At 73.0% G+C, this 26737-nt stretch carries 27 protein-coding genes and 1 pseudogene; 11 read left to right on the top strand and 17 right to left on the bottom strand.

The features are described 5' to 3' along the window. On the top strand, positions 1-834 hold an 834-nt coding region (locus tag HF519_RS20590), incomplete at its 5' end, for an MSCRAMM family protein (RefSeq protein ID WP_169414617.1). A gap of 82 nt (positions 835-916) precedes the next feature. On the opposite strand, the gene HF519_RS20585 is transcribed toward HF519_RS20590, so the two are convergent. Together HF519_RS20585 and HF519_RS20580 are read right to left on the bottom strand one after the other, a co-directional pair. Continuing rightward, a complete protein-coding gene (locus tag HF519_RS20585; protein ID WP_169414616.1) occupies positions 917-1705 on the bottom strand; it encodes an alpha/beta fold hydrolase in 789 nt (262 codons plus the stop codon). Between the two features lie 13 nt (positions 1706-1718). Further along, the gene (locus tag HF519_RS20580; protein ID WP_169414615.1) at positions 1719-2969 is read right to left on the bottom strand and encodes an LLM class flavin-dependent oxidoreductase; all 1251 of its coding nucleotides are present in this window, start codon (positions 2967-2969) and stop codon (positions 1719-1721) included. A gap of 421 nt (positions 2970-3390) precedes the next feature. On the opposite strand from HF519_RS20580, the gene nhaA reads away from it, so the two are divergent. The 3 genes and pseudogenes from nhaA to HF519_RS20565 all read left to right on the top strand — a co-directional run bounded on the left by nhaA (position 3391) and on the right by HF519_RS20565 (position 5583). Beyond that, the gene (nhaA, locus tag HF519_RS20575) at positions 3391-4689 is read left to right on the top strand and encodes a Na+/H+ antiporter NhaA (RefSeq protein WP_169414614.1); all 1299 of its coding nucleotides are present in this window, start codon (positions 3391-3393) and stop codon (positions 4687-4689) included. Between the two features lie 79 nt (positions 4690-4768). Further along, positions 4769-5071: pseudogene (locus tag HF519_RS20570) on the top strand (xanthine dehydrogenase family protein molybdopterin-binding subunit); the annotation flags it as partial. A gap of 107 nt (positions 5072-5178) precedes the next feature. Next, a complete protein-coding gene (locus HF519_RS20565) occupies positions 5179-5583 on the top strand; it encodes a YybH family protein (RefSeq protein ID WP_169414613.1) in 405 nt (134 codons plus the stop codon). A gap of 203 nt (positions 5584-5786) precedes the next feature. On the opposite strand, the gene glnA is transcribed toward HF519_RS20565, so the two are convergent. Beyond that, positions 5787-7211 carry a type I glutamate--ammonia ligase gene (gene glnA, locus HF519_RS20560; RefSeq protein ID WP_169414612.1) on the bottom strand — a complete coding sequence of 475 codons (1425 nt, stop codon included), beginning with the start codon at positions 7209-7211 and terminating at the stop codon, positions 5787-5789. 141 nt (positions 7212-7352) lie between these two features. Between glnA and HF519_RS20555 the strand changes: the two genes are divergently transcribed. Then, positions 7353-7832: an RDD family protein gene (locus HF519_RS20555; protein ID WP_169414611.1), complete on the top strand. Its 480-nt coding sequence runs from the start codon at positions 7353-7355 to the stop codon at positions 7830-7832. A gap of 14 nt (positions 7833-7846) precedes the next feature. Here HF519_RS20555 and HF519_RS20550 read toward each other — a convergent pair whose 3' ends face one another. From HF519_RS20550 to HF519_RS20540, 3 genes are read right to left on the bottom strand one after another with little or no spacing between them, the layout of a single operon-like run. Continuing rightward, entirely contained in the window at positions 7847-8575 is a 729-nt protein-coding gene (locus HF519_RS20550) for a DUF4191 domain-containing protein (RefSeq protein WP_169414610.1), read from the bottom strand. A gap of 24 nt (positions 8576-8599) precedes the next feature. Next, positions 8600-9601: a lipoyl synthase gene (lipA, locus tag HF519_RS20545; RefSeq protein WP_169414609.1), complete on the bottom strand. Its 1002-nt coding sequence runs from the start codon at positions 9599-9601 to the stop codon at positions 8600-8602. A 23-nt stretch (positions 9602-9624) separates the two neighbouring features. After that, positions 9625-10575 carry an oxidoreductase gene (locus tag HF519_RS20540; protein ID WP_169414608.1) on the bottom strand — a complete coding sequence of 317 codons (951 nt, stop codon included), beginning with the start codon at positions 10573-10575 and terminating at the stop codon, positions 9625-9627. Positions 10576-10639: 64 nt separating this feature from the next. Here HF519_RS20540 and HF519_RS20535 point away from each other — a divergent pair, with 64 nt between their 5' ends. Next, positions 10640-11575, top strand: a complete 936-nt coding sequence (locus HF519_RS20535) for an LLM class F420-dependent oxidoreductase (RefSeq protein ID WP_169414607.1) — start codon at positions 10640-10642, stop codon at positions 11573-11575. A 7-nt stretch (positions 11576-11582) separates the two neighbouring features. On the opposite strand, the gene lipB is transcribed toward HF519_RS20535, so the two are convergent. The 5 genes from lipB to lpdA all read right to left on the bottom strand — a co-directional run bounded on the left by lipB (position 11583) and on the right by lpdA (position 16814). Next, positions 11583-12359 (bottom strand): lipoyl(octanoyl) transferase LipB, encoded by a 777-nt coding sequence (gene lipB / locus HF519_RS20530; RefSeq protein ID WP_169414606.1) that lies wholly within the window; start codon positions 12357-12359, stop codon positions 11583-11585. Positions 12360-12369: 10 nt separating this feature from the next. Then, entirely contained in the window at positions 12370-12525 is a 156-nt protein-coding gene (locus HF519_RS20525; RefSeq protein WP_169414605.1) for a hypothetical protein, read from the bottom strand. After that, positions 12522-13412, bottom strand: coding sequence for a TIGR01777 family oxidoreductase (locus tag HF519_RS20520; protein ID WP_312860240.1), 891 nt, complete (start codon positions 13410-13412; stop codon positions 12522-12524). The genes HF519_RS20525 and HF519_RS20520 overlap by 4 nt, the downstream gene beginning before the upstream one ends. 115 nt (positions 13413-13527) lie before the next feature. Then, positions 13528-15318, bottom strand: a complete 1791-nt coding sequence (sucB, locus tag HF519_RS20515) for a 2-oxoglutarate dehydrogenase, E2 component, dihydrolipoamide succinyltransferase (protein WP_169414604.1) — start codon at positions 15316-15318, stop codon at positions 13528-13530. A 59-nt stretch (positions 15319-15377) separates the two neighbouring features. Next, positions 15378-16814 (bottom strand): dihydrolipoyl dehydrogenase, encoded by a 1437-nt coding sequence (gene lpdA / locus HF519_RS20510; RefSeq protein ID WP_211170328.1) that lies wholly within the window; start codon positions 16812-16814, stop codon positions 15378-15380. Between the two features lie 134 nt (positions 16815-16948). Here lpdA and HF519_RS20505 point away from each other — a divergent pair, with 134 nt between their 5' ends. After that, positions 16949-17296: an oxidoreductase gene (locus tag HF519_RS20505; RefSeq protein ID WP_169414603.1), complete on the top strand. Its 348-nt coding sequence runs from the start codon at positions 16949-16951 to the stop codon at positions 17294-17296. A 12-nt stretch (positions 17297-17308) separates the two neighbouring features. Here the strand turns inward: HF519_RS20505 and HF519_RS20500 are convergent, their stop codons facing one another. Both HF519_RS20500 and HF519_RS20495 read right to left on the bottom strand, forming a co-directional pair. Continuing rightward, positions 17309-18163, bottom strand: a complete 855-nt coding sequence (locus tag HF519_RS20500; protein ID WP_211170327.1) for an SDR family NAD(P)-dependent oxidoreductase — start codon at positions 18161-18163, stop codon at positions 17309-17311. A 44-nt stretch (positions 18164-18207) separates the two neighbouring features. Continuing rightward, a complete protein-coding gene (locus tag HF519_RS20495; protein WP_169414602.1) occupies positions 18208-19707 on the bottom strand; it encodes a leucyl aminopeptidase in 1500 nt (499 codons plus the stop codon). A 117-nt stretch (positions 19708-19824) separates the two neighbouring features. Here HF519_RS20495 and HF519_RS20490 point away from each other — a divergent pair, with 117 nt between their 5' ends. From HF519_RS20490 to HF519_RS20480, 3 genes are all read left to right on the top strand, one after another. Then, the gene (locus tag HF519_RS20490; RefSeq protein WP_312860239.1) at positions 19825-21111 is read left to right on the top strand and encodes an APC family permease; all 1287 of its coding nucleotides are present in this window, start codon (positions 19825-19827) and stop codon (positions 21109-21111) included. A gap of 29 nt (positions 21112-21140) precedes the next feature. Further along, positions 21141-22253, top strand: coding sequence for a glycine cleavage system aminomethyltransferase GcvT (gene gcvT, locus HF519_RS20485; RefSeq protein WP_312860238.1), 1113 nt, complete (start codon positions 21141-21143; stop codon positions 22251-22253). A 160-nt stretch (positions 22254-22413) separates the two neighbouring features. Further along, the gene (locus tag HF519_RS20480) at positions 22414-23523 is read left to right on the top strand and encodes a branched-chain amino acid aminotransferase (RefSeq protein ID WP_169414600.1); all 1110 of its coding nucleotides are present in this window, start codon (positions 22414-22416) and stop codon (positions 23521-23523) included. A 106-nt stretch (positions 23524-23629) separates the two neighbouring features. Here HF519_RS20480 and HF519_RS20475 read toward each other — a convergent pair whose 3' ends face one another. From HF519_RS20475 to cobU, 3 genes are read right to left on the bottom strand one after another with little or no spacing between them, the layout of a single operon-like run. Then, positions 23630-24400: an adenosylcobinamide-GDP ribazoletransferase gene (locus tag HF519_RS20475; RefSeq protein WP_169414599.1), complete on the bottom strand. Its 771-nt coding sequence runs from the start codon at positions 24398-24400 to the stop codon at positions 23630-23632. Positions 24401-24408: 8 nt separating this feature from the next. After that, positions 24409-25473 carry a nicotinate-nucleotide--dimethylbenzimidazole phosphoribosyltransferase gene (cobT, locus tag HF519_RS20470; RefSeq protein ID WP_169414598.1) on the bottom strand — a complete coding sequence of 355 codons (1065 nt, stop codon included), beginning with the start codon at positions 25471-25473 and terminating at the stop codon, positions 24409-24411. A gap of 20 nt (positions 25474-25493) precedes the next feature. Next, entirely contained in the window at positions 25494-26039 is a 546-nt protein-coding gene (gene cobU / locus HF519_RS20465) for a bifunctional adenosylcobinamide kinase/adenosylcobinamide-phosphate guanylyltransferase (RefSeq protein WP_169414597.1), read from the bottom strand. A gap of 23 nt (positions 26040-26062) precedes the next feature. Between cobU and HF519_RS20460 the strand changes: the two genes are divergently transcribed. Further along, positions 26063-26272, top strand: a complete 210-nt coding sequence (locus HF519_RS20460; RefSeq protein ID WP_169414596.1) for a hypothetical protein — start codon at positions 26063-26065, stop codon at positions 26270-26272. Here HF519_RS20460 and HF519_RS20455 read toward each other — a convergent pair. Further along, on the bottom strand, positions 26269-26737 hold a 469-nt coding region (locus tag HF519_RS20455), incomplete at its 5' end, for a DUF3043 domain-containing protein (RefSeq protein WP_169414595.1). The two genes, HF519_RS20460 and HF519_RS20455, sit on opposite strands and share 4 nt — an antisense overlap.

Genomic DNA, 26737 nt, shown 5'->3' with positions numbered 1-26737 from the left:
CCGGAACCCCCGGACGGCCCGGGTGCCTACGGCCTGCTCGCCGACCGCGACGGCGAGCCGCTCGCGGGCGCCGCCCTGACGGTGTTCGACACCGCCGGGACATCGCTCGTCGCGACCACCTCCGACGAGCACGGCCGCTACCGCGTGGCACTGCCCGGGACGGGGGAGTACCTGCTGGTCGGACAGGCCGGTGGACGCGAGCCGGTCGCCGAGTGGGTCGTCCTGCCGGTGGCCCCGGCGGCGCCCGTGGCGCGCCACGACCTGCGGATCGAAGGGCCGGCCAGCCTGGTCGGGGTGGTCCGGTCGACCTCGGGTGCCGGCGTCGCGGCGCTCGTCACGCTCGTCGACCGGCACGGGGAGGTCGTGGCCGGTACCCGGGCCGGGGCCGACGGCCGCTACCGGCTCGTCCACGTCCCGGCCGGTGACCACCACCTGCTGGTCTCCCCGCCGTCCGGGGAGTCCACGACGCAGCGGATCGAGCTGCCGGTGACCGGACGTGTGCCGTGCGATGTCGTGCTGGCGCCCACCGGCGGGCTCACCGGCACCGTCCGCTCGGAGCGTGGTCGCGAGGTCGGCGACGCGGTGACGACCCTGGTCGACGCGTTCGGCGTGGTCGTGGCCAGCGATCGGACCGGACCCGACGGCACGTTCCGGCTGCTCGGGATCCCGGAGGGCGAGTACACGCTGACCGCCCACGCGGGCACCCCGGCCGTCCGCTCGGTCCGGGTGTCCGCCGACGAGATCATCGGTACGGACCTGGTGCTGGGCGCCGCCTCGGCGGACGCGGAGCGGATGGTGCCGGGCCGGCACGGCCACAACGGTCACGGCGGCTGAGCCGGCGGACACGGCTGCGGCGCGCCGCACCCCCGGGCGGCCGTTCTGCCCGGGGGTGCGGCCGGTAGTGCCGGGCGAGGGCTCAGCTCAGGAAGTCGAGCACATGCCCGCGCACGACGTCAGGAGACTCCAACTGCGGCAGGTGCCCGGCGCCCTCGATGAGCTCCAGGCGGGAGTCGCGCAGCCGTGACGTGAACTCCTCCGCGTAGACGGGATCGACCAGCTTGTCCTGGGCGCCCCAGATGAGCAGCGTCGGGGCGCTGAGCCGGTGGATCCGCCGGCTCAGGCCCTTCTCCGGGATCGGCCAGATGAAGTGCAGCACGCTGGCCATCCGCATCGCCGCCTCGAACAGGGCCTGCGGGTCGTCCGCGGGCGGGATCAGCATCGCCGCGAGCGGGCTGTCCGGGTCGGCCAGCACGAGACCGGGCAGCGTCTCGGGCGGGATGCCCGCGATGTCCGGGATCGGTGCGTCGTCGCGCCAGAACCCGATCGGCGCGATGAGTACCAGCTTCGTGACCCGCCTCGGGCTGTTGGAGGCCAGCTCGGCGGCGACCATGCCGCCGAACGAGTGCCCCACCACCTGCACGGTGTCGAGTTCCAGGGCATCGAGCAGCTCGTCGTAGAACAGCACGAGCTCCCAGATCCCGGGCAGGTGGGTCAGCGCGTCGGACTCGCCGCCGCCGGGGTGCTCGACCGCGTACACGGTGTGGCCCTCGGCCAGCGCGTCGAGGAACGGGTCCCACCAGAGGCCGCCCGCGCCGTGGATGAAGAGCACCGGGTCGCCGGTCCCGGCGACGAGGACCCGGGCCTGGATCTGCCCGACCTGGACCAGGCGCTCGGTGACGTTCGAGGAGGGTGCGGTGGTCGTCATGTCGTCGTCCCCCTCAGGCCTGCGCGCCCGCGGGCGCCTCGGTGACCGCGCGGTTGGCGGCGCCGGAGGGCCACCAGTTGTGGGTCCAGCCCTCGGCGTCCCAGATGTGCCGGATCCGCGGCATGACCTCCTCGGCGAACAGCGTGATGTTCTTCTTGGTCAGCTCGTGGGGCATCGAGCCGATCTGCAGCAGCGCGTGCAGGTTGCCGACGCGCAGCGTCTTCGCGGCCTCGATGAGCCGGTCGGCGACGGTCGCCGGGCTGCCGCCGATGATGAAGCCCTCCTCGTTGAGGGTCTTCCAGTTCTTCTCCAGCGCCGCGGCGGCGGCGATGTCGCCGGGCTGGTTGGTCTTGATGGCGAATTCGGTGCTCTTGCGGGTCCGGTACCCGGGCGCCTCGAAGAAATACGGCGGAATGTGCAGGCACTTCTTGAAGAAGTACGTGACGTGCTCCAGGTACTCCTTCTCGGCGCGTTCGTCGGTCTCCGAGACGCAGATCTGCTGGGCGAATCCGGCGCGGTAGGGATTCCGGTCCACGCCCATCTCGTCCATCTTGGCCCAGAAGCCGTCCATCAGCTTCTTGCCGAACTTGGCGCCGAAGAAGCTGAGGTAGCTGTAGGTGTAGTCCTTCTTTCCGGCGAGTTCCCACGTCTCGACGGATCCACCACCGGCGAGCCACACCGGCGGGTGCGGCTTCTGCAGCGGCTGCGGCCACGGGTTCACGTAGCGCAGCTGGTTGTACTTGCCGTTGAACGTGAACGGGCCCGGCCTGGTCCAGGCCTGGATGATGAGCTCCTCGGCCTCCCGATAGCGCGGGCGGGTCTGCGTGGGCGGGACGCCGTAACAGAAGTTGACGTCCATCGAGGTGCCCACGGGGAACCCGGCGGCGAGCCGTCCGTTGCTCAGCACGTCGAGCATCGCGAATTCCTCGGCGACCCGGGTGGCCGGGGCGTACAGGGCCAGGGTGTTGCCGAGCACCATGATCGCGCTGTTGTTCGGGGTGCGCCGGGCGAGCGAGGCGGCCATCAGGTTCGGCGAGGCCATGAAGCCGTAGCCGTTCTGGTGGTGCTCGTTGACCCCGACCCCGTCGAAGCCGAGCCGGTCGGCGAGTTCGAGTTCGTCGAGGTTCCACTGGTAGTACTGCGCGACCTTTCTCGGGTCGCACAGCTCGCTGTTCGGTGGGGTGACCCAGATGCTCTCGTACTTGGACTCGAAATCCTCCGGGAGGTCCCGGTAGGGCATCAGATGGAAGAAGATCGACTTCATCGACATCCCTTCGTCGGGCCGCGTCGTTGCGGCCGCACGAACTGCCCGGGCGCCGAGGATGGCGCGCGAGTACGGGCGCCGCCGGTGATTCGCCGGTGGCGCGCGGGGAGAACGAGTCAGGGGTGTAGGAATCGGTGGCCGGAACCGTCCGCGGACTCGTCACCCCTTTCGCCGGGCCGGATTCGGCACCCGAGGCGAGCACGCGATGCCACCGCCCTGTGACGCCGAACACGTACTGACCGAGTGAACAACTCGGCCACTCCGTTGTCAATGCTCAACGTATGCCGTGGGCTTCGGCGAACGACCAGGGCGGATCGATCTTTATTGCGGTGCCCCGGCGGCGAGGCCCGCACCCTAGAATGACCCGCGGTGTGCCGGGAAGTCTGGTCGGCGGTGTCCGACCCGACCCCTGAGGAGCCTCATGCCCGCGCCGACCGGTAGCCCCGCCCCCCGGCTGTTCAGCCGCGGTTCATGGCCCGAGGTCAAGCGCATCGGCGACATCCTGCGTACCGAGACGATCGGTGGGGCGCTGCTGGTCGTGGCGGCGGCCGTCGCACTGATCTGGGCGAACTCGCCGTGGAGCGACAGCTACGCGGCGCTGCGGGAGATCCGGATCGGGCCGGCGGCGCTGCACCTCCACCTCACGCTGTCGCAGTGGGCGGCCGACGGGCTGCTGGCGATCTTCTTCTTCGTGGTCGGTCTCGAGCTCAAACGCGAGTTCGTCGCCGGCGACCTGCGCGACGTCCGGCGCGCCGCGCTGCCGATCGCCGCGGCGGTGGGTGGCATGACGGTGCCGGCGCTGATCTACGTGGCCGTCAACGCCGGCCGTACCGACGGCGCGCTGGCGGGCTGGGCGATCCCGACCGCCACCGACATCGCCTTCGCCCTGGCCGTGCTGGCCGTGATCGGCACCCATCTGCCCGCGGCGCTGCGCACCTTCCTGCTGACCCTCGCGGTGGTCGACGACCTGCTCGCCATCACGATCATCGCGATCTTCTACACCGACCGGCTCAACCTGCTGCCGCTCGGCCTGGCGCTGGTCCCGCTGGGACTGTTCGCACTGCTCGTGCAGCGGCGGGTGCGGTCGTGGTGGCTGCTGCTCCCCCTGGCCGTCGCGACCTGGGTGCTGGTCCACGAGTCCGGCGTGCACGCCACCGTTGCGGGCGTGCTGCTCGGGTTCGCGGTGCCGGTGATCCGCCGGGCGGAGGGGCCCGGCCCGGGGCTGGCCGAGCACTTCGAGCACCGCTTCCGTCCGATCTCGGCCGGGGCGGCGGTGCCGATCTTCGCGTTCTTCGCTGCCGGCGTCTCGATCTCCGGGGCCGGTGGTCTCGGTGACGCGTTCACCGACACGATCACGATCGGCATCATCGGTGGCCTGGTCGTCGGCAAGCTCGTGGGTGTGCTCGGGTCCACCTGGCTGGTGCAACGGTTCACCCACGCCGAGCTGGCCGAGGGCCTCAGCTGGTGGGACGTGTTCGGGCTGGCCCTGCTCGCCGGGATCGGGTTCACCGTCTCGCTGCTGATCGGGGAGCTGGCCTTCGGTGAGGGCACGGCAGCCGACGACCACGTCCGGATCGGCGTCCTGTGCGGATCGCTCATCGCCGCGGCCCTGGCCACCGTGGTGCTCCGCATCCGCAACCGCGTCTACCGCCGGTTGTGCGTGGAGGAGGAGCGCGACACCGACGCCGACGGCATCCCGGACGTGTATCAGCGCCCGTGACCGACGTCGTCCCCGCCGAGTGCCGGGGCGGGGCGGAGCGCCGGTCCGCGGATCGGCGCTCCACCAGGATCATCGGCGGATGGTCATGGGCCTGTCGATGGCCCTGCACGAGGAGAGCGTGGTGGATCCCCGCTTCGGTCCCGTGGTCAACCACGACCTCGCCGACTACCACGTCGCGACCTGCGCGGACGTCGGCGACGTGCAGGCCCACCGGATCGACGAGCACGACCCGCACGTCAACCCGATGGGACCCACGGGCATCGGGGGGATCGGGATCGTCGGCACCTCCGCGGCGGTGGCCGACGCGGTGCACCACGCCACCGGCGTCCGGGTCCGCGACCTGCCGATCACGCCGGACAAGCTGCTACCCGGACTTGTGTGACCCGGGGTCCAGCGTGCGGCAGGGCCCGGAACATCGGCGGGTCACTTGACCGAGCCGCCCCACCCCAGCACGGTGTGATGACTGTCACGCGATCGAGGGGGTGTGCGATGTCCCAGACCATGACCGAGGGCCCCGCCCACGACGAGGTGCTGGCGCGTAATCGCCGATTCATGGAGGCCTTCGAGGCCGGGGATGCGGCGGCGGTGGCCGCGCTCTACACCGAGGACGCGGTGGTCCTCCCACCGGACTCGCCCATGATCACGGGCCGGGCCGGCATCGAGGAGTTCTGGGGCGGGCTGATGAAGGCGGGCGTCCAGGGGGTCAACCTCGAGACCGTGCGGCTCGCCGGGTCCACCGAGCTGCTGCACGAGATCGGCCGCGCGACCATCACGGTGCGGCCCGCGGAGGGGGAGGCGATCACCCAGCTGGTGAAGTACGTCGTCGTCTGGGAACGCGACCCGGCCGGCGAATGGGCGCTGGCGGTCGACATCTGGAACGGGGAGGCCGCCTGACGGGCCTGCCGGGTCAAGGTCGGCCAGGCCCGGCTGCGGCACGCCCTCGGCGCCGACGCTGGGCACCGACGGCCACCTGTGACCCCATGCAGACGAAGCGACCAGAACCGCCGTGGAAGCGGTCCTGGTCGCTCGTGCGGACCATCTGCGGACCAGCGGGGTGACCGGCTAGGTCTTTCCGCAGGTCAGCGCCGTACCAAGGGTCAGACGTCGTAGTACAGCGCGAACTCGTACGGGTGCGGGCGCAGCCGCAGCGGGTCGATCTCCGCCTCCCGCTTGTACGAGATCCACGTCTCGATCAGGTCGGGGGTGAACACGCCGCCCTCGAGCAGGTAGTCGTGGTCCTCCTCGAGCCGGTCGATGACGGCCTCGAGGCTGCCCGGCACCTGCGGGATGTCCTTGGCCTCCTCGGGCGGAAGCTCGTAGAGGTCCTTGTCGATCGGGGCCGGCGGCTCGATCTTGTTCTTGATGCCGTCCAGGCCGGCCATCATCATCGCCGCGAACGCCAGGTACGGGTTACCCGAGGAGTCGGGGCAGCGGAACTCGAGGCGCTTGGCCTTCGGGTTGTTGCCCGACAGCGGGATCCGGATGCAGGCCGACCGGTTGCGGGCCGAGTAGACCAGGTTCACCGGGGCCTCGAAGCCGGGGACCAGGCGGTGGTAGGAGTTCACCGTCGGGTTGGTGAACGCCAGCAGGCTCGGGGCGTGGTGCAGCAGGCCGCCGATGTAGTAGCGCGCCACGTCCGACAGGCCGCCGTAGCCGGACTCGTCGTGGAACAGCGGCTGGCCGTCCTTCCACAGCGACTGGTGCGCGTGCATGCCCGAGCCGTTGTCACCGAACAGCGGCTTCGGCATGAAGGTGACGGTCTTGCCGGCGTGCCACGCGGTGTTCTTGATGATGTACTTGAACAGCATCACGTCGTCGGCCGAGTGCAGCAGGGTGTTGAACTTGTAGTTGATCTCGGCCTGGCCCGCGGTGCCCACCTCGTGGTGGCCGCGCTCGATGATGAAGCCGCTGTTCATCAGGTTCGTGACCATGTCGTCGCGCAGGTCGGCGTAGTGGTCGACCGGCGGCACCGGGAAGTACCCGCCCTTGAACGGCACCTTGTAGCCGAGGTTGCCGCCGGCCTCCTCACGGCCGGTGTTCCACCAGCCCTCGACGGAGTCGATGTGGCTGTACTGCTGGTGCGGGTCGGACCCGAAGCGGACCGAGTCGAAGATGTAGAACTCGGCCTCGGCACCGAAGTAGCAGGTGTCCGCGACACCCGACGCGGTCAGGTACTCCTCGGCCTTGCGAGCGACGTTGCGCGGGTCGCGGCTGTAGGGCTCACCCGTGATCGGGTCGTGCACGAAGAAGTTCAGGTTGAGCGTCTTGTGCTTGCGGAACGGGTCGAGCCGCGCGGTGGCCGGGTCGGGGAACAGTGCCATGTCCGACTCGTTGATCGCCTGGAAGCCGCGGACGGACGAGCCGTCGAAGGCGATCCCGTCGTCCAGGAAGTCCTGGTCGAACGCGGCGGCGGGGACGGTGAGGTGCTGCATGACGCCGGGCAGGTCGCAGAACCTGATGTCGACGTACTCGACCTTCTCGTCCGAGATGTACTTGAGTACCTCTTCGGAGTTGCTGAACACGCTCACTGGCTCCTTCAGTCGACGCCGGGATGTTCGCGACGCTATGGCCGCGTTGTTGCCCGTCGGTCACTCGTTCGTTTCACAGAGGTTAACGGGACCGATCACCGGGCCACCTCACATCGCGGGCCTAGGCTAGGAGCCATGGCTCGCTGGATCGACTCCTGGCTTCCCGGATCGTCCCTTGGTCCGAGCGATGCCGCTGTCAGCGGCTACCCCGGGGAGCAGTTCGGTCTGCCCCGCGACGGGGTGGGCGCGGCGGCCGGCTTCTGGCGCAGGTTTGCCGCGATCGCGATCGACTGGTTGCTCGCCCGCCTGATCGCGCTGCTGTTCAGCAGCCAGGAGATCTACGACGGGTTCACCTCGCCGGAGAGTCCCTGGACGGTCCTGGCGGTCTGGTTCGGGCTGACGGTCGTGTCCACCGCGATCTTCGGTGCGACGCCCGGGATGACCGTACTGGGTATCCGGGCGGCCTCGATCGACTCCGCGGCCGTGATCGGGGTGCCGCGCGCGCTGCTGCGGACGGTGCTGCTCGCGCTCGTGGTGCCGCCCCTGGTACGCGACGCGGACGGCCGCGGCTGGCACGACCGGGCCGCGCGGACGATCGTCGTCCGGACCCGCTGAGGGTCGACGGGGTGTCAGCGGCGGCGAACGGTCCGCTGCACGCTGCGCATCTTGGCCCCCGCCGGCATCGGGCCCTTGGGCATCGCCGCGGTGCGTGAACCCAGGGCGGCGAGCCGGGCCTCGATGGTGTCCATCTGCTTGGCGTCGATGTTGCGCGGCAGCTTCATGAGGTGACGCTGCAGCTTGCTGAGCGGAACCTGGCCCTCGTCGTTGCCGACGATCAGGTCGTAGATGGGCACCGTGCCGACCACCCGCGAGGCACGCTTCTTCTCCTGGGCGAGCAGGCTCTTGACCCGGTGCGGCGCACCCTCGGCCACCAGGATGACCCCGGGGCGCCCGATGACCCGGTGCACGGCGTCGAGGTGCGTGGTGCCCGCGACGCCCGGCGTGACCCGCCACTGGCCGCGCATGTTGTCCAGGGCCCAGCCCGCCGCGCCGGGTTGGCCGTCGGCCTTGGTGTAGACCGATCTCTGCACGCGCCGGCCGAAGACGCTGATCGCGGCCAGCACGCCGATCGCGATGCCGAGCGGCAGGAACACCCAGTGCAGGTTCCAGATCAGGCCGAGGCCGAACGCCACGAGGACCGACAGCAGGAAGACGCCGAGCATCCACGGGATGAGCGCCTTGTCCTCCCGGCGCTGCATCTTGAACGCCTCGAAGATCTGCCTGCGGCGCTGCTTGGAGGCCTCGCGCTTCTCGCGTTTGGCTTGCTTCTTCGCTGCCTTGTCGGGCTTGCCGGCCATGTGTCCCAGGATACGGGCAACCTGTCAGTGGTTGAGCAGGGAGCGGGCTTCCTGTGCGGCGGCGCCCTCGGCGGCCAGGTGCGCCAGCTCCGGGGACAGCGCCTCGCCGCGGTGGGCCTTGGTCTGGGCATACAACCGCCCGGCCCGATACGACGACCGCACCAGCGGGCCGGCCATCACCCCGGCGAACCCGATCTCCTCCGCCGCCGCGGCATGGTCCACGAACTCCTCGGGCCGGACCCAGCGCTCCACCGGATGATGCCGCTTCGAGGGCCGCAGATACTGGGTGATGGTGACGATCTCACAACCCGCGGCGTGCAGATCGACCAGCGCCGCGGTCACCTCCGCCGGGGTCTCCCCCATCCCCAGGATCAGGTTCGACTTGGTCACCAACCCGGCCGCCCGGGCCTTGCTCAGCACCTGAAGCGAGCGCTCGTAGCGAAACCCCGGCCGGATCCGGCGAAAGATCCGCGGCACCGTCTCCAGATTGTGCGCCAACACCTCCGGCCCGGCCCCGAACACCTCACCCAACTGCCCGTCGTCGTTGGTGAAATCCGGGATCAGCAGCTCCACCCCGGTGCCCGGGTTGAGCGCGTGGATCCGGCGGACCGTCTCGGCGTAGAGCCAGGCCCCGCCATCGGGCAGGTCGTCGCGGGCCACCCCGGTCACCGTGGAGTAGCGCAACCCCATCGCGGCCACCGACTCGGCGACCCGGCGCGGCTCGTCGCGGTCCAGCGCGGCCGGTTTCCCGGTGTCGATCTGGCAGAAATCACAGCGCCGGGTGCACTGCTCCCCACCGATCAGGAAGGTGGCCTCACGGTCCTCCCAGCACTCGTAGATGTTCGGGCAGCCGGCCTCCTCGCACACCGTGTGCAGCCCCCCCGAGCGCACCAACGCCTTCAGCTCGGTGTACTGCGGCCCGGTCCGGGCCCGGGTCCGGATCCAGGACGGCTTGCGCTCGACCGGGGTCTCACTGTTCCGGACCTCGAGACGGAGCAGCTTGCGGCCTTCGGGTGCGATGGTCACGGCGACAGGCTACGCCCGCCCCCTCACCTCGGATCGGGTTGCACCGAGGTAGCGGCGGCCGTGCGCTCCCACAGGCGCCGGGCGAGCTCCACGTCCTCGGCGGCGCGGCTGCGCCGGGCCGGGGCCGGGTGCCCCCGGGTCTCCCCGAGCAGCCCGGGCCCGATGTAGTCACCGCCGCGTACCTGCGGCGCGGTCGCCGCGTAGAGCTGCGGCAGCATCCCGGTCCGCACCGGCTGGGTGACGAGTTTGTTCGCCGGGCCGCTCAGAACCCCGAGCAGGCGGCTGCGCAACCGCATCGAGTTGCCCAGCAGATCGGTGTCGGTCAGCCCCGGATGGGCGGCGACGGAGATCACGGCGGGCGTGGTGCCGTCGGCGTCCCGCAGCCGCCGGTCGAGCTCCGCGGCGAACAACAGGTTGGCCAGCTTCGAGGCGCTGTAGGCCGTCGAGGCCAGGTAGCGACGGCGGGTGAAGTGCAGGTCCTCGACGTCCAACCCACCGCCCCGGTGCGCCAGGCTCGACAAAGTCACCACCCGGGCGGGCCGCTCCGCACTGCCGGCGCCGCGCAACGCCGGCATGAGCAGCCAGGTCAGCGCGGCATGCCCGAGGTGGTTGGTGCCGATCTGCAGCTCGAACCCGTCGACGGTGAACCGAGGCGGGGTGCCCATCACACCGGCGTTGTTCATCAGCACGTGCAGCGTGTCGCCGGTGCGTGCGCGCACGTCGGCCGCGGCCTCGCGGACCGATCCCAGGTCGGCCAGGTCGAGTTCGATCAGCTCCGCGCCCGGCCCGCCCTCGCGCTGGACCCGGGTCAGAGCCGCCTTCCCCCGTTCGCGGTCGCGTGCGGTGAGCAGGACGTGGGCGCCGGCTGCGGCCAGCGCGATCGCGGACGCCAGGCCCAGCCCGGACGTGGCCCCGGTGACGAGAACGGTGCGCCCGGTCTGGCCCGGCATCTGTTCGAGGGTCCAGCGAGTCATGATCGTGGTTTACCCGCTGCGCCCGGACGGCGCCAGCCGATCACCGCGACTAGCCTTGATGGTCGTGGACTTCCGGATCTTCACCGAGCCGCAACAGGGCGCCACCTACGACGATCTGCTCCGGGTGGCCCGAGCGACGCAGGACGCCGGCTACGACGCGTTCTTCCGATCCGACCACTATCTGGCCATGGGCGCCGCCGCCGGGGAGCCGGGCCCGACCGACGCATGGGTGACGCTCGCCGCACTGGCCCGCGAGACCGAGCGGATCCGGCTCGGCACGTTGGTCACCTCGGCGACCTTCCGGCTGCCCGGGCCACTGGCGATCTCGGTCGCGAACGTGGACCAGATGTCCGGCGGGCGCATCGAGCTGGGCCTGGGCGCGGGCTGGTTCGAGGCCGAGCACGCCGCCTACGGAATCCCGTTCCCGCCGCTCCAGGAGCGCTTCGACCGCCTGGAGGAGCAGCTCGCGATCATCACCGGGTTGTGGGGGACGCTCCCGGGCGACCGGTTCTCCTTCACCGGCCGGCACTACAGCGTCACCGACTCCCCGGCCCTGCCCAAGCCGGTCCAGCAGCCGCGCCCGCCGGTCATCATCGGCGGTCACGGCAAGCGCCGGACCCCGCGGCTGGCCGCCCGCTACGCCGACGAGTTCAACGTCGCGTTCGTGCCGATCGACGTCGTCGCGGCCCAGTTCGAGCGGGTCGAGCAGGCGTGCAAGGAGATCGGCCGCGATCCGGCGGAGCTGGTCCGCTCGGTCGCACAGGTCGTCTGCGTCGGCCGCGACGACGACGAGATCGCCCGGCGGGCACTGACGCTGGGCCGTGAGGTCGCCGACCTGCGGGAGAACGGGCTGGCGGGCACACCCGCCGAGGTCGTCGACAGGCTCGGGACCTGGCGCGACCGCACCGGCATCACCCGGGTCTACCTGCAACTGCTGGACCTGGGCGACCTCGACCAGATCGAGCTGATCGCCTCCGAGGTGCTGCCGCAGCTGCCCTGAGGGCGCCTCAGCGCAGCGACGGGTGCAACTGCAGGTCCAGCCCGGGAGCGGCCGGGTCGCCCTGCTTCGGCACCACGTGCTCCGACACCGGAAGCGCACCGTCCAGCGCCGCCGTCACCGCGGCGGCGACCGCCTCGCGCACCTCCGGAACGGTGACCCGGCGGCCGAGTTCCGAGGTCAGCGAGCTCACCCCGGCGTCGGTGATCCCGCACGGCACGATGCGGCCGAACTCGGCCAGGTCGGGGTCGCAGTTCAGCGCGAAGCCGTGCAGCGTCACCCCGCCCTGCACGCGCACACCGATCGCGGCCAGCTTCCGTTCGGGGCGGCCGTCCCCGGCCGGCAGCCACACGCCGCTGCGGCCCTCGACCCGCCCGGCGGTGGTCACACCCAGGCCCGCGCACACCGAGATCAGCGCCTCCTCCAGCCGTCGCACGTAGTCGACGACGTCGAGCGGCCCGGCCAGCGCGATGATCGGGTAGCCGACGATCTGCCCCGGCCCGTGCCAGGTGATCCGGCCGCCACGGTCCACGTCGATGACGGGGGAGCCGTCGGTGGGCCGGTCCTCGGGCCGGGTCCGCTTGCCCGCGGTGTACACCGAGGGGTGCTCCAGCAGCATGAGCACGTCCGGCCCGGTGCCCTCGCGCCGGGCCTGCGCGTGCGCCCGCTGCAGCTCCCAGGCGGCGAGGTAGTCGATCGAGTCGATGACGTCGATGCGAATCGGCTCGGTGCCGCGGCGGCAGGAACGGGTGGCGGGACGCCGGGTGCGCGACACGGAACTCGACATGACCGACACGCTACGCCCGGCTGCCGACGGTGCGGGAGACGCTTCCGGACGGCGGGGGCGGCGACCCGGGTCGGCGAAGCGGTGCAACCGGCCGTACCTGCGCGGCGCCCAGCCCGGCCAGGCCGGCGCCGACCACGATCACATCGGCGTCACACGCGGTGCTCACGTGTCGACGGTCGCCGCCAGGGCATCACCCAGGACGTGGTGGCGGAACTGGAACCCGGCGCCGAGCAGCGCGGCCGGGACCGCACGCTGGCCGTTGAGCAGCAACTCCTGGCCCATCTCGCCGAGCGCGGTACGGATCGCGAACGCGGGCACCGGGATCGAGGTCGGCCGCCCCACCGCGGCGGCCAGCGCCGCGGTGAACTCGCTGTTGGTGACCGGGGTCGGCCCGGTCAGGTTCGCCGGCCCGACGATCGAGTCGTTCTCGATCACGAACCGGATGGCCGCGACCTCGTCGTCGAGGGAGATCCATGGCATGTACTGCCGGCCGTTGCCCAGCCTCCCGCCGAGGAAACCCTTGAACAGCGGCCGCAGCCGGCCGAGCAGCCCGCCTGCGGGGGACAGGACGAGCCCGGTGCGCAGCACGACGACCCGGGCGCCGGCGTCGCGCGCCCGGCCGGTGGCGGCCTCCCAGTCGCGGCAGACCTCGGCGAGGAATCCGGTCCCGGACGGGGCGCTCTCGTCGACCGCGCGCCCGCCGGTGTCGCCGTAGTAGCCGACGGCCGAGCCGCTGACCATGGTGGGAACGCCGTGCTCGGCGACCGCGGTGGCCAGCACCTCGGTGGGTACGTTGCGGCTGTCGCGGATCAGCTGCTTGCGTGATCCGCTCCACGGCCGGTCGCCGATGCCGACCCCGTTGAGGTTGACCACGGCGTCCACACCGTCGAAGGCGCCCTCGTCGACGCGGCCGGCCGGCGGGTCCCAGCCGCGCTCGTCGGGCGCTGCCGGTCGGCGCCGGACCAACCGCAGGACGTCATGCCCGGCCTCCCTGAGCTGGGAGACCAGGGCGGTTCCGATCAGACCGGATGAACCGGCGACGACGACTCGCACCCGGGAGATCCTTCCGGACCTCGGCGGGGCGCGCGACCCGGGCCGGTGGACACCGGCCGTGCGCGGTGAGTGGCGCCGGGGTGCCACTCACCGCGCACGGAGGCCGGAAGGAAGGTCAGAGCCCGAGCTCGGACTCGAACGCACCCTCCTCGAGGCGCGCCTTGACCGTGCTGACGAAGCGGCCCGCGTCGGCCCCGTCGACCAGCCGGTGGTCGTAGGTCAGCGGCAGGAAGCACACCGAGCGGATGGCGATGGCGTCCTCGCCGTCCGGCCCCGTCACCACGACGGGCTGCTTGGTGATCGCCCCGGTGCCGAGGATGCCGACCTGCGGCTGGTTGATGATCGGCGTGTCGAACAGCGCGCCCGCGCTGCCGATGTTGGTGATCGTGAAGGTGCCGCCACTGAGCTCGTCCGGCCCGATCTTGTTGGCCCGGGTGCGGGCGGCCACGTCGGCGATCTTCCTGGCCAGCCCGGCGATGTTCAGCTCGTCGGCGTTCTTGATGACCGGGACGAGCAGGCCGCGGGGGGTGTCCACCGCGATCGCCAGGTGCACGGCGCCGTGGTAGGTCACCTCCTTGGTCTCCTCGTCGATCGACGCGTTGAGCTGCGGGAACGCCTTGAGCGCCTCGACGGTCGCCTTGGCGAAGAACGGCAGGTACGTGAGCTTGACGCCTTCGCGGGCCTCGAAGTCGGCCTTCGCCCGGGCCCGCAGCTTCGCGATCCGGGTGACGTCGACCTCCTGGACGGTGGTCAGCTGCGCCGACACCTGCAGCGACTCGCGCATCCGCTGCGCGATCACCTGGCGCAGCCGCGGCATCTTGACCGTGTCGCCGGGCTGCGGACCGTCGGCGGGGGCGGTCGGCCGGGCGGCCGGCGCGCGTCGCTCCGCCGCCGGGGCGGATCGGGCCGGCGCGGTCGCCTGCGGGGCCGGTTCCCGGGCGGCCTCGGCCGCGGCCAGCACGTCCTGCTTGCGGATGCGGCCGCCGACGCCCGTGCCCTCGATCGCGCCGAGATCGACGTTGTGCTCCGCGGCCAGCTTGCGCACCAGCGGCGTCACGTACGGCGCGCCGCGGCCTTCGGTCTTCTCGCCGGCTTCGGACGGGGCCGACTCGGCCTTCCCGTTCGAGCTGGCCTTCTCCGGCTCGGTCCACGGCGCCGACTCGGCAGCGGGCTCGGGCGTGGTCCGGGGCTTGGTCTCGGGCGCCGCGGCCCGGGCGGGTGCCGGCTCCTCGCGGGGCTCGTCCTTCGGCGCGGGCTCCTCGGCCTGCTTCGGCGCCGCGTCCGCGTCGCCGACGACCGCGAGCTGGGCGCCGACCTCGACGGTCTCGTCCTCGGCCACGCTGATCTCCAGCAGGGTGCCGGCGACCGGGGACGGGATCTCGGTGTCGACCTTGTCGGTGGACACCTCGAGCAGCGGCTCGTCCACCGCGACGGTGTCGCCGACCTGCTTGAGCCAGCGGGTGACCGTCCCCTCGGTGACGCTCTCGCCCAGCTCCGGCATGACGACGGAGCTGCCGGCCCCGGACCTGGACGGCCTGGCCTCGGCCTTCGGAGCCTCCTGCGGCTCCTCGGCGTCGGTCGAGGGCTCCTCGGCGGGCGCGGGCTCCGGCTCGGCCTCGGCCTGCGCGGGCTCGGAGCCACCCCCGCCGCCGGACCCGCTGTCCTCCTCGCCGTCGCCGATCACCGCGAGCTCACCGCCCACCTCGACCGTCTCGTCCTCCCCGGCGACGATGCGCTGCAGCACGCCGGCAGCCGGGGACGGGATCTCGGTGTCGACCTTGTCGGTCGAGACCTCGAGGAGGGGCTCGTCGACCTCGACCCGGTCGCCCTCCTGCTTGAGCCAGCGGGTGACGGTGCCCTCGGTGACGCTTTCACCGAGCGCGGGCATCTGAACGGAGAAGGCCATGGCGGGTCGGAGCTCCTCTTTCTACGGTGAGCCGGGTTCGGGCGGCGGTCGGCCGGCCGTCAGCCGTGGGTGTGCAGCGGTTTTCCGGCCAGCGCGAGGTGTGCCTCGCCGAAGGCCTCGTTCTGTGTCGGATGGGCGTGGATCAGGGCGGCCACGTCCTCGGCCTGAGCATCCCAGTTGTAGACCAGCTGGGCCTCGCCGATCAGTTCGCCGACCCGGGCGCCGACCATGTGGATGCCGACGACCGGGCCCGGGGTGCCCTCGGCGCCGGCCTTGACCAGCTTGATCGCGCCGGAGGTGCGCAGGATCTGGGACTTGCCGTTGCCGCCCAGGTCGTAGGTCAGGGTCTGGACCTCGCCGTGGCGCTCGCGGGCCTGGGCCTCGGTCAGCCCGACCGAGGCCACCTCCGGCTCGCAGTAGGTGACCCGCGGGATCCCGGCCTCCTCGATCACCGGCGGGTTCAGCCCGGCGATGTCCTCGGCCACGAAGATGCCCTGGGCGAACCCCCGGTGGGCCAGCTGCAGGCCGGGCACGATGTCCCCGACCGCGTACACGCCCGCGAGGTTGGTGCGCAGCCGTTCGTCGGTGACCACGAAACCGCGGTCCATGCTCACCCCGGCCTCGTCGTAGCCGTGCCCGGCGGTGTTCGGGCCGCGCCCGACCGCGACCAGCAGCAGATCGGCCTCGAGGTCCTCGCCGGTCTCCAGGCTCACCGTCACCCCGTCGCCGGTCTGCCGGGCGCCGGTGAACTTCACCCCGGTCTTGAAAGTGATCCTGCGGCGGCGGAACGCGCGCTCCAGCAGCTTGGAGGCGAACTCGTCCTCGCCCGGCACCAGCCGGGGCAGCGCCTCGATCACGGTCACCTCGGCGCCGAAGGACCTCCACACGCTGGCGAACTCGACCCCGATCACCCCGCCGCCCAGCACCACCACCTTCTGCGGGACGGTGTCCAGGGTCAGCGCCTGGTCGGAGGTGATGACCCGGCCGCCGATCTCCAGGTCGGGCAGGCTGCGGGCGTAGGAGCCGGTGGCCAGCACCACGTTGCGCCCGACGTAGCGCTGCCCGTCGACGTCCACCGCGTTCGGGGCGACGAAGGTGCCCGCCCCGGTCACGAGCTCGATCTTGCGGGACTTCACCAGCCCCTGCAGTCCCTTGTAGAGCCGGCCGACGACGCCGTCCTTGTAGGCGTGCACCCCGGGCATGTCGATCCCGGCCACCGAGCTCCTCACCCCGATCTGCGCGCCCTCGCGCGCGGCGTCGGCCACCTCCGCGGCGTGCAGCAGCGCCTTGGTCGGAATGCAGCCACGGTGCAGGCACGTGCCCCCGAGCTTGTCCTTCTCGATCAGCACCACCGACAGGCCCAGCTCCGCCGCGCGCAGCGCGCAGGCGTACCCACCCGACCCGCCGCCGAGAATCACCAGGTCAGCGTTGTGCTCGGGCACGGAGTACTCCTTCTCGTTCTTGCCGCGGCGGGTCTCGCGCAGTCGCGGGCCCATCTTGTCACCCTGCAACGCGGCACGCGGGGCAGGGCCGATCGGGAGCGGAACCGGGAGAAAATCGGACGCCGGGGACGTTGGATCCGGCAGCAGCACGTGCCGCACGGTCGCGGCACCGGGCGGGAGGTGGGGACATGGGCCTGTTCAGCCGGTTCCGCGGGGCCGGACCGGGCGGGTTGCGCCGCGCCGACGGTGCCGACGAGGAGCACCTGCGGTCGTGGGCCGCGGCCCGCGAGGGGGTCGAGGCCTTTGTGGAGCCGCGCACCACTGTCACGGACACGACGATGGTGCTGGTTGCCAAGGACGGCGAGTGGACCCGCCGGCGGGTGTCCGGCCCGGACGGGGCGCGCAAGCTCGCCCGCTCGCTCAAGATCCCGGTGTACGACGTGCAGCTGGTCGGCTATCCGCAGCGCATGCGCGACCACGACGCCCGGCAGAAGGTACTGCGCGAGCGGCAGCGCCGGCGCGACCTGGGGGCCTGAGCGGGCCGGGGATCAGCGCAGGGACCGCGCGCGGCGGCGCCCCCACGCCCGCATGAGGGGCTCCAGGCGCAGCATCGGCCCTGGGGCGAGGGCGGTCGAACGCATGATGGCGCCACGCCAGCCGGGCAGTGTCCGGTAGACGCGCTGGGTGCCGAACATGTCGGCGAGCGCCCGGGCGACCTGCTCCGGTGCGACCAGGACCCCGCTGCGGACCAGCGCCTTGGCCTGGCCGTCGTCGGCCATCGAGCGCAGCAGTTCGGTGTTGACGCCGTCGGGGCAGATGGCGTGCACCCTGATCCCCTCCGCGCGCAGCTCGGAGTGCTGCGCCGCCGCGAGCGAGAGCACCGCGGCCTTGGTGGCGGCGTAGAGCGACAGGCCCGGAACGGGACCGAGCGCGCTGAGCGAGGCCGTGATGCCGATATCCCCGCCGGCCGGGCCGCCCGCGGCCGCCTGCTCGCGAAACGCGGCGACGGCGGCCCGGCAACCCCAGACGACGCCCATCACGTTGACGTCGACCAGCGCCCGCACGTGCTCGGAGGACAGCTCCGACAGCGTCCCGTCGAATCCGACCCCGGCGTTGTTGACCCAGACGCCCAGCGGGGCCAGCGCGCGGGCCTGCTTGGCGATGTCGTGGGCGGCGTGCTCGTCGGTGACGTCGTAACCGGCTCCGCCCGCGGCGCCGATCCGCTCCGCCGTCGCGGCCGCGGCGGTCGAGTCGACGTCGGTCACCAGCACCCGGTACCCGCGGCGCACGAGCTCCGCCGCGATCGCCTCACCGATCCCGCGCCCGCCGCCGGTCACGACGGCGGAGCGCGGGGCGCCCGGGAGCGGCGAGGTGGGCACGGTGCGGGCGCGGCGGGGAGACATGGCGGGCAGTATGCCTCGGGTTACCGCTCGGTAGGTAGAGCGGATCAGCCGTTCTCGGCGATGTCGGACAGCACCGCGAACATCGTCCGGACCGGGACACCGGTGCCGCCCTTGCCGGTGTAGCCCCACGGCCCGCCGGCGTTGAACGCCGGCCCGGCGACGTCGATGTGCACCCACGGCGTGTCGGCCGGGACGAACTCGCGCAGGAAGATGCCCGCGGCGAGCATCCCGCCGAAGCGGTGGTTGGTGACGTTGGCCAGATCGGCGACCCGGGAGTCCAGGTCGGGGCGCAGGTGCTCCGGCAGCGGCATCGGCCAGCCGCCCTCACCGGTGGCCTGTGCGTGCCCGGCGACCCGGTCCCGGAACTCGTCACTGCCCATGATCCCGGCGGTGCGGGTACCGAGGGCCACGACCTGGGCGCCGGTGAGGGTGGAGGTCTCGATCAGGTAGTCGGGAGCGTCCTTGCCGGCCCGGACGATCGCGTCGGCCAGGATCAGCCGGCCCTCGGCGTCGGTGTTGAGCACCTCGACGGTCTTGCCGCCGTACATCTTCAGCACGTCGCCGGGACGGTAGGCGGTGTCGGACGGCATGTTCTCGGCCATCGGCACGGTCGCGGTCACCGCGACCGGGAGCCCCAGCTGCGCCGCGAGCACCGTCGTGGCGATCACCGCGGCCGCCCCGGACATGTCCGAGGTCATGTGGTCCATGTTGGCCGCCGGCTTGATCGAGATCCCGCCGGTGTCGAACGTGATGCCCTTGCCGACCAGGGCCACCTTCGCCCGCGGGGAGTCCCCGCCGGACCACGTCAGCCGGACCAGCCGCGGCTTGCGCGAGGAGCCCTGACCGACGCCGAGCACGCCGCCGTACCCGCCCTCGGCGAGCGCCGCGTCGTCGAGCACCTCGACCTGCAGCCCGGCGGCCTCGCCCAGCTCCCGGGCGCGGGCAGCGAACGTCTCGGGGTAGAGGTCGTTGGGCGGGGTGTTGATCAGGTCGCGGGCGGTTCGAACGGCGCCCGCGACGGCGCTCGCACGGCGCAGCGTCTCCTCGGCCGTGTCGTCCCCGGTCAGCAGGTCGACCTGCCCGACCGGGCCCTTTCCGTTCGCGCCGCTGCCCTTGTAGGCGTCGAAGGTGTACGCGCCGAGCAGCGTGCCCTCGGCGGCCGCCGACAGGTCGAGGCGGCCCAGGGTGCTGACGGCTCGCCCGGTCCCGGCCAGCGCGCGGGAGGCCGCGCCCGCCGCCCGCCGGACCTGCTCGGGCTCGCTCGCCCCCCCGGCGTCGGGCTTGCCCAGCCCGACCGCGACGACGAGCGGTGCCGCGATCGCGCCCCGGGTGGTCAGCTTCACGACCTCCTCGGCCTTGCCGGTCGCCCCCGCGAGGGCCAGCTCCGCGGCCAACCCGCCGTCGAAGGCGGCGTCCACCTCCTCGGCGCCGGGGGCAAGCCGCGGGCCGTTCCCGTTCTCCTCGGCGGGCAGCAGGGCCACGACGACGGCATCACCCTCCGCGGTCGCGGCCGATTCGTTCCGGATGCGCAGCTCGGTGGACACGTCTCTCCTCGAAAGCCGATTTCCTGGCGGATGTGATGGATGGTGAGACCGCTTCGAGATGCTAATGACACCGGCGCGGCGCCATTCGGGGCAGTCCCGGATGCAAGGGTGGGGGTCGTGCCCTCGACCCTCCCGCGACGCCTGGGGACCGCCGACGCCGTGGTCCTCGGGCTGGCCGCCATGCTCGGTACCGGGGTGTTCGCGGTGTTCTCCCCGGCGGCCGCAGCGGCCGGACCGTGGCTGCTGGCCGCGGTCCTGCTGGCGGGCGTGGTGGCGATCTGCAACGCGGCGTCGACCGCCGACCTCGCCGTCGCCCACCCGGAGAGCGGCGGCGGGTACGTCTACGGCCGGGAGCGGCTGTGCCCTGCCGCGGGCCGGCTCGCCGGGGTGGCGTTCCTGGTCGGGAAGATCGCCTCGGCCGCCGCGGCGGCGGGCGTGTTCGGCAGCTACGTCCTGCCCGCGCAGCCGCTGCCCACGGCGATCGTGGTCATCCTGGCGGTCACGGCGCTGAACATCGCCGGGGTGCGGTGGACCGCGCGGTCGGCCTGGCTGCTGGTCGGCGGGACGCTGGCGGTGCTACTGGTCGTGGTCGTGGTCGGGTTGCTCGGCCCCGGCGGGGCGAGTTCGTGGTCGGCCTCCGCCAGCACCGAACCGCTGATGCCGACCGAGCCGATGACCGGAGGCGGGCTGGGCGTGTTCACCGCGGCCGGGCTCATCTTCTTCGCGTTCGCGGGCTATGCGCGGATCGCGACGCTGGGGGAGGAGGTGCGCGACCCCGGCCGGACGCTGCGCCGCGCCATCGCGATCGCGCTGGGCCTCACCCTGGTCGTCTACGTCGCCGTCGCGGGCGCGCTGCTGGTGGGGCTGGGCCTGGAGCGGCTGGCCACCGAGCGGTCCCCGCTGGTCGCGCTGGTCGACACCGGGCAGGCGCCGGCGCTGGGTGTGCTGGTCCGCATCGGTGCGGCGGTGGCCGCCGGTTCGGCGCTGCTCTCGGTGCTCGTCGGGGTCAGCCGGACGTCGCTGGCGATGGCGCGGCGCCGGGAGCTGCCGCACGCACTGGCCGCGATCGGTCCGAAGGGCACACCGTGGCGGGCCGACCTTGCCGGGGGAGCTCTCGCGATCCTGGTCGCGGTGCTCGCCGGCCCCGTGGCGGCGATCGCGCTGTCCGCGTGCTCGGCGCTCGTGTACTACGCCGTCATCAACCTCGCGGCGCTGCGTCTGCCCGCGCGGCAACGCCGGTGGCCGGCATCGACCTCGGTGGCAGGTCTGGTGCTCTGCCTGGCCCTGGCCGTGCTGCTCCCGATCGGGTCCGTGCTCGCGACCGCGATCGCCGTGGCGGCCGGATGGGTGGCGTGCACCCTGCTCGGCCGGTGGGCGACCGCCCGCGGTGAGCGCGCCCGCTGACGCCTCCGTGCCGGGGTACGGTGCGCCCCGTGAGCACCGTTGACGACACCGGCCTGTTGGCCAGTCCGCTGCACGACCGGCACACCGCTCTCGGGGCGACCATGGGCGCGTTCGGCGGCTGGTCGATGCCGCTGTCCTACCCCGGCGGGACCGTGGCCGAGCACGCGTGCGTGCGCGAGGCCGTGGGGATCTTCGACGTGAGCCACCTCGGCAAGCTGTCGATCACCGGCCCGGGCGCCGCGGACTTCGTCAACGCCTGCTTTTCCGCGGACCTCGGCAAGATCGGCCCCGGGCACGCGCAGTACACGCTGTGCTGCACGGAGTCCGGCGGGGTGGTGGACGACCTGATCGTCTACCTGGTCGGTCCGGACGAGGTGCTCGCCGTACCCAACGCGGCGAACGCCGCCGAGGTCGCCGACCTCCTGCGCGCCGCCGCGCCCGAGGCCGTCACGGTCACCGACCGGCACCGCGAGCTCGCGGTCCTCGCCGCGCAGGGCCCGCGCTCGGCGGAGCTGCTCGGCACGGTCCTGCCCGATGCCGAGGGCCTCGGCGAGCTGGACTACATGGCCTTCACCGACGCGAACGGGGTCCGCGTGTGCCGGACCGGGTACACCGGCGAGCACGGCTACGAGCTGCTGGTCCCCGCCGCGGACGCGCCCGCGGTCTGGGACGCGTTGCTGTCCGGGGCGGCCGCGCTGGGTGGAGGGCCGGCGGGGCTCGGGGCGCGGGACACGCTGCGCACCGAGATGGGCTACCCGCTGCACGGCCAGGACCTCTCCCGGGAGATCAGCCCCGTCCAGGCCGGCAGCGGCTGGGCGGTCGGCTGGTCCAAGCCCGCCTTCTGGGGCCGTGACGCCCTGCTCGCGGAGAAGGAGGCCGGCCCGGCGCGGCGGCTCCGTGGGCTGCGTGCGACGGGGCGTGGCGTGCCGCGACCCGGCATGGACGTGTTGCGTGAGGGCGAGAAGGTCGGGGTGACGACGTCGGGGACGTTCTCTCCGACGCTGAAGTGCGGCATCGCGCTGGCGTTGATCGACACCGCGGCGGGCGTGGGGCCCGACGACCAGGTGACCGTCGACGTCCGGGGGCGCAGCCTGGACGCCACGGTGGTGCGCCCGCCCTTCGTGCCGTCGCACGTGCGCTGAACGCGCCCTCACCCACCAGGTCGGCCAGCAGCCGGGTGAAGGCCGGGGGCCGGGTCGACCCGGTGGTAGTGGTCACATCGAGGTGCCGGGACCGGGCCGTGTGATGCGAAACGTCGGAGGTCCGACCGTCGGACTTGCCGGACGGGTTACCGTCTGCGTCATGAGCGCGCCGCACTTCGCCCGGATTCCCAACCCCGCACCGGTGCCGGAGGCCCGGCGCGCGGAGATCGTCGCCAATCCGGGGTTCGGCCGGTACTTCACCGACCACATGGTGACCATCCGCTGGAAGCAGGGGGAGGGCTGGCACGACCCCGCGGTCGTGCCCTACGGCCCGCTGACCCTGGACCCGGCCTCGATGGTGCTGCACTACGGCCAGGAGATCTTCGAGGGCCTCAAGGCCTACCAGCAGCCGGACGGCTCGGTCGCCTCGTTCCGGCCGGAGGCCAACGCGGCCCGCTTCCGTTCGTCTGCGGTCCGGCTCGGGATGGCACCCCTGCCCGACGACCTGTTCCTCGCCTCGCTCTCCGAGCTGATCGACGTCGACCGGGCCTGGATGCCGCCGGCCGGCGGCGAAGAATCGATGTACCTGCGGCCTTTCATGATCGCGACCGAGGTGGGGCTGGGCGTGCGCCCCGCGTCGGAGTACCTCTACGCGCTGATCGCGTCGCCGGCCGGGGCGTACTTCCCGGGCGGGGTGAGGCCCGTGGACGTGTGGCTGTGCACCGACTACACCCGGGCCGCGATCGGCGGGACCGGCGCGGCGAAGTGCGGTGGCAACTACGCCGCCTCGCTGCTGCCGCAGGCGCAGGCGGCTGAGCACGGCTGCGCGCAGGTCGCCTACCTCGACGCCGCGGAGCGCAAGTGGGTCGAGGAGATGGGCGGGATGAACCTGTTCTACGTCTTCGGATCGGGCGACGGCCCTGTTGAGGTCGTCACCCCCGAGCTGTCCGGCTCGATCCTGCCCGGGATCACCCGCGACTCGCTCCTGGTTCTGGCCAAGGAGCTCGGCTGCCAGGTCACCGAGCGCAAGATCTCGGCGCAGGAGTGGCTCGAGGGCGCGGCCGACGGCCGGATCAGCGAGGTGTTCGCCTGCGGGACGGCCGCGGTGATCACCCCGGTCGGGCGGGTCAAGCACAACGACGGCGAGGTCACGGTGGCCGACGGCGAACCCGGACCGGTCACCACCCGGCTGCGCAACCTGCTCACCGCGATCCAGCGCGGCGGCGCCCCGGACACCCACTCCTGGATGCGCACCCTGGTCCCTGCCTGACCGCTCCCGCCCCAGTGCGTCATGGCTCCACAACGCAGTCGTGACCCCGGTGGGAGCGCGTTACGGCTCCACAGTGCGGGGGTGGGCGGGCGCCACGGCGCTCAGGTCAGTGGGCGCTGAGGACGATGAGGGTCGCGGTCGTGCCGAGCTCGGCGGCGGCGCCGAGGACGTCGCCGGTCATCCCGCCGAACCGGCGCCGGGTGTGTGCCGACAGCGCGACGACCACCAGCGCGGCGAGCAGGACCGCGATCGGGCCCTGCCACGGCCGGCCGGGCACCGCGAGCACGCCGAGCCCGGCGAGCGCCGCCCACCACAGCGCCGCGACCCACCACGGTTGTGAGCCGGCCACCGTCGAGCCCAGCCCGCCCGGCCGCGCCGCCGTCACCCCCCGGCGGGCGCACCAGGCGAACCCGGCCCGGCCCACGGCGGCGGCCGTCGCCGTCGCCGCGAGCACGCCGACGGCGGGGCCCCCGGCCAGTGCGGCGAGCGCGGCGGCCTGCGCGCCGACGGTCACCAACAGCGTGACGACGGCGAACGGTCCGGCCCCGCCGTCGCGCATCACCGCGAGGGCCCGCTCGGGCGGGCCGTAGCAGCCGAGTCCATCGGCGGTGTCGGCGAGCCCGTCGAGGTGCATGCCGCGGGTGGCCAGCGCCGCGAATCCGACGGTCAGCAGGCCACCGACCAGCGGCGGCACCCCGAGCGCGGCCAGCCCGAGGAACACCGCCCCGGACGTGGCACCGAGCAACGCCCCGACCAGCGGGGCCCACCGGATCGCCGCTGCCGCCACCCGCGGGTCCAGCGGCGTGCCGGCGTCGGCGGGTCCGGCCCGGACCGGCAGCACCGTCAGCCAGCTCACGGCCAGGGCCAGGCCGCGCATCGCGGTGCTCAGCCCGCGGCGCGGGACGGGGCGATCCCGCTGTCCGCCGCAGTGGCCGTCTCGGCGAGCAGCCGGGCCGACATCTGCAGCAGCGGCACCACGGCCAGTGCGCCGGTGCCGTCGCCGAGGCGCACGTTCAGATCGAGCAGCGGGGTCAGCTGCAACTGGTCGAGCGCGAGCGCCATCGCCGGCTCGGGGGAGCGCTGCGCGACGAGCCACCAGTCCCGAGCGCCCGGGGCGAGCTCCTCGGCGACCAGCGCCGCCGCGCCGACGACCAGACCGTCGATCAGCACGGGCGTCCTGCGGAGCGCGGCCTGGGCCAGGAATCCGGTGAGCACGGCGAGGTCGGCGCCCCCCGCGATCCGCAGCAGCGCGAGCGGGTCGCGGACGTGCGGGCGGACCCGGCGCAGCCCGTCCCGGATCGCGACGGCCTTGCGCATCCAGGCGTCGTCGCCGATCCCGCTGCCCCGCCCGACGACGGCGACCGGCTCGATCCCGGCGAGCGCGGCGACCAGGACCGACGCCGGGGTGGTCGCCCCGACACCCAGGGATGCCGGGATGAGCAGGTCGGCACCGGCGTCGACCTCCTCGTCGGCCAGGGTGCGGCCGATGGTGAGTGCGGCGGCGGTCTCCTCCTCGGTCAGCGCGTCGGTCCGGTCGATGCGCCCGCTCGAGCGCCGCACCCGGTAGCGGCCGGCGGTCGTCGCGACGTCCGGGACGCGGGCGTCCCCGTCGTCGACGGCGACGTCGACCACCCGGACCGACGCGCCGGACACCGGGGCGAGCACCGACGCCGGAAGGCTCTGCTCGCGGGCCGCGGCGACCTGTCGTGCCGTCACCCCCGGCGGGTAGGCGGACACGCCCGCCTCGGCGATGCCGTGGTCCGCCGCGACGACCACCACCCGCGGCCGCATCGGCGGGCGGGGCGGGCAGGTGCCCTGGCAGGCGGCGAGCCAGCAACCCAGCTCGGCCAGCACGCCGAGGCCACCGGCCGGGACCGCGAGCTCGTCGTGCCGGGCGACGGCGGCCCGGCGGGCTTCGGCGTCGGGGGCGGTGACGCTGGGGAGATCCACGGCGTCTTCCTACCGCGCGGCTACTTCAGCCGCACGGGCAGCCCGGCCACGAGCAGCAGCACCTCGTCGCACACCTGGGCGAGGGCGGCGTTGGCGGCGCCCAGTTCGTCGCGGAACAGCCGTCCGGCCCGGGTTCCCGGCACCACGCCCAGCCCGACCTCCGCCGAGACCAGCACGACCCGGCCTGCGCATCCGGCGACGGCGTCCACGAGTTCGGCCACCCGCTCACCGACCGCGGCCGGGACGTCGGGCCGTTCCCACGCCCCGGCGTCGTCGAGCACACCGGTGAGCCAGGTGGCCAGGTCGTCGACCAGCAGCGGGGTGTCGCCGGGGCCCGTGCCGCGAAGCAGCGCGACGACGTCGGGCTCCTCGACCGTCGTCCACCGCTGCGGGCGGCGGGTTCGGTGCGCCTCGATCCGGGCCGCCCACTCGGCGTCGTCTTCGCGGTGGCGGGCGGTGGCGCAATAGCGGACGGGGGCGTCGGCGGGCAGCAGGTCCTCGGCGTACCGGGACTTCCCGGACCGGGTCCCGCCCAGCACGAGCGTGCGACGGGCGGCGACGGTCACGGGGTCACGCTAGCTTCTGAGCCATGGCATTCCGGTGGCGGTACCTGGACGCGGTGGGCGAGCCCGTGCGCGGCCCCGAGGAGATCTTCGACGACCAGGCGCAGGCCGAGCAGTGGTTCGGTGGCGTCTGGGAGGAGTTGCGCGCCGACGGCATCGACGCGGTGGTGCTGCTCGAGAACGACGGCACGGGTGACACCGAGGTCTACGGGCCGATGAGCCTGCAGGAGGGCTAGGGGTTCGCCCCGCGCTGGACCCGTGGCTTCGGGACCCGCAGCCGGCGCAGCTGGCTCCCGCGGGTGAACGCGTACCAGCCGGTGCCGAGGCCGCCGATCCTCTCGTCCGGGAACTTCGCACGGGCCTTGCGGGTGACCTGGATGCCCAGGATGACGCCCTCCGCGATCATCGTGACGAGCGCCAGCAGGCTGAACAGGCTCAGGTACTGCTGGGCGGCCGGGATCGGGAGCAGCACCGAGAGCAGCACCACACCCGCGAGGGGCATGAACAGACCCATCAGGTGCGGCCGGGAGTCCACGAGGTCGCGGATGTAGGCCTTCACCGGGCCGCGGTCGCGGGGCATCAGGAACCGGTCGTCGCCGGCGGCCATCCGCTCCCGCCGCTCGGCCGCGGCGCGACGGCGCTGCTCCTTGTCCGGGCGGTTGGCGCGCGCCAGGCGGGCGGCCTCGCGCTGGGTGCGGGGC

This window comes from Pseudonocardia bannensis (assembly GCF_012911875.1).
Taxonomy (GTDB): domain Bacteria; phylum Actinomycetota; class Actinomycetes; order Mycobacteriales; family Pseudonocardiaceae; genus Pseudonocardia; species Pseudonocardia bannensis.
The sequence above is the reverse complement of the archived record's forward strand: the minus strand, read 5'-3'. Positions and strand labels throughout refer to the sequence as shown.

Bases quoted from the DNA above. Each gene is read 5' to 3' on its own strand.
- sucB (WP_169414604.1), bottom strand. From the start codon at position 15,318: ATGGCCTTCTCCGTTCAGATGCCCGCGCTCGGTGAAAGCGTCACCGAG.
- HF519_RS20585 (WP_169414616.1), bottom strand. From the start codon at position 1,705: ATGACGACCACCGCACCCTCCTCGAACGTCACCGAGCGCCTGGTCCAG.
- HF519_RS20500 (WP_211170327.1), bottom strand. From the start codon at position 18,163: ATGTCTCCCCGCCGCGCCCGCACCGTGCCCACCTCGCCGCTCCCGGGC.
- lipB (WP_169414606.1), bottom strand. From the start codon at position 12,359: ATGTCGAGTTCCGTGTCGCGCACCCGGCGTCCCGCCACCCGTTCCTGC.
- HF519_RS20580 (WP_169414615.1), bottom strand. From the start codon at position 2,969: ATGAAGTCGATCTTCTTCCATCTGATGCCCTACCGGGACCTCCCGGAG.
- HF519_RS20565 (WP_169414613.1), top strand. From the start codon at position 5,179: ATGTCCCAGACCATGACCGAGGGCCCCGCCCACGACGAGGTGCTGGCG.
- HF519_RS20505 (WP_169414603.1), top strand. From the start codon at position 16,949: ATGGGCCTGTTCAGCCGGTTCCGCGGGGCCGGACCGGGCGGGTTGCGC.
- HF519_RS20475 (WP_169414599.1), bottom strand. From the start codon at position 24,400: ATGCGCGGCCTGGCCCTGGCCGTGAGCTGGCTGACGGTGCTGCCGGTC.
- HF519_RS20480 (WP_169414600.1), top strand. From the start codon at position 22,414: ATGAGCGCGCCGCACTTCGCCCGGATTCCCAACCCCGCACCGGTGCCG.
- HF519_RS20540 (WP_169414608.1), bottom strand. From the start codon at position 10,575: ATGACTCGCTGGACCCTCGAACAGATGCCGGGCCAGACCGGGCGCACC.
- lpdA (WP_211170328.1), bottom strand. From the start codon at position 16,814: ATGGGCCCGCGACTGCGCGAGACCCGCCGCGGCAAGAACGAGAAGGAG.
- HF519_RS20460 (WP_169414596.1), top strand. From the start codon at position 26,063: ATGGCATTCCGGTGGCGGTACCTGGACGCGGTGGGCGAGCCCGTGCGC.
- nhaA (WP_169414614.1), top strand. From the start codon at position 3,391: ATGCCCGCGCCGACCGGTAGCCCCGCCCCCCGGCTGTTCAGCCGCGGT.
- HF519_RS20555 (WP_169414611.1), top strand. From the start codon at position 7,353: ATGGCTCGCTGGATCGACTCCTGGCTTCCCGGATCGTCCCTTGGTCCG.
- HF519_RS20550 (WP_169414610.1), bottom strand. From the start codon at position 8,575: ATGGCCGGCAAGCCCGACAAGGCAGCGAAGAAGCAAGCCAAACGCGAG.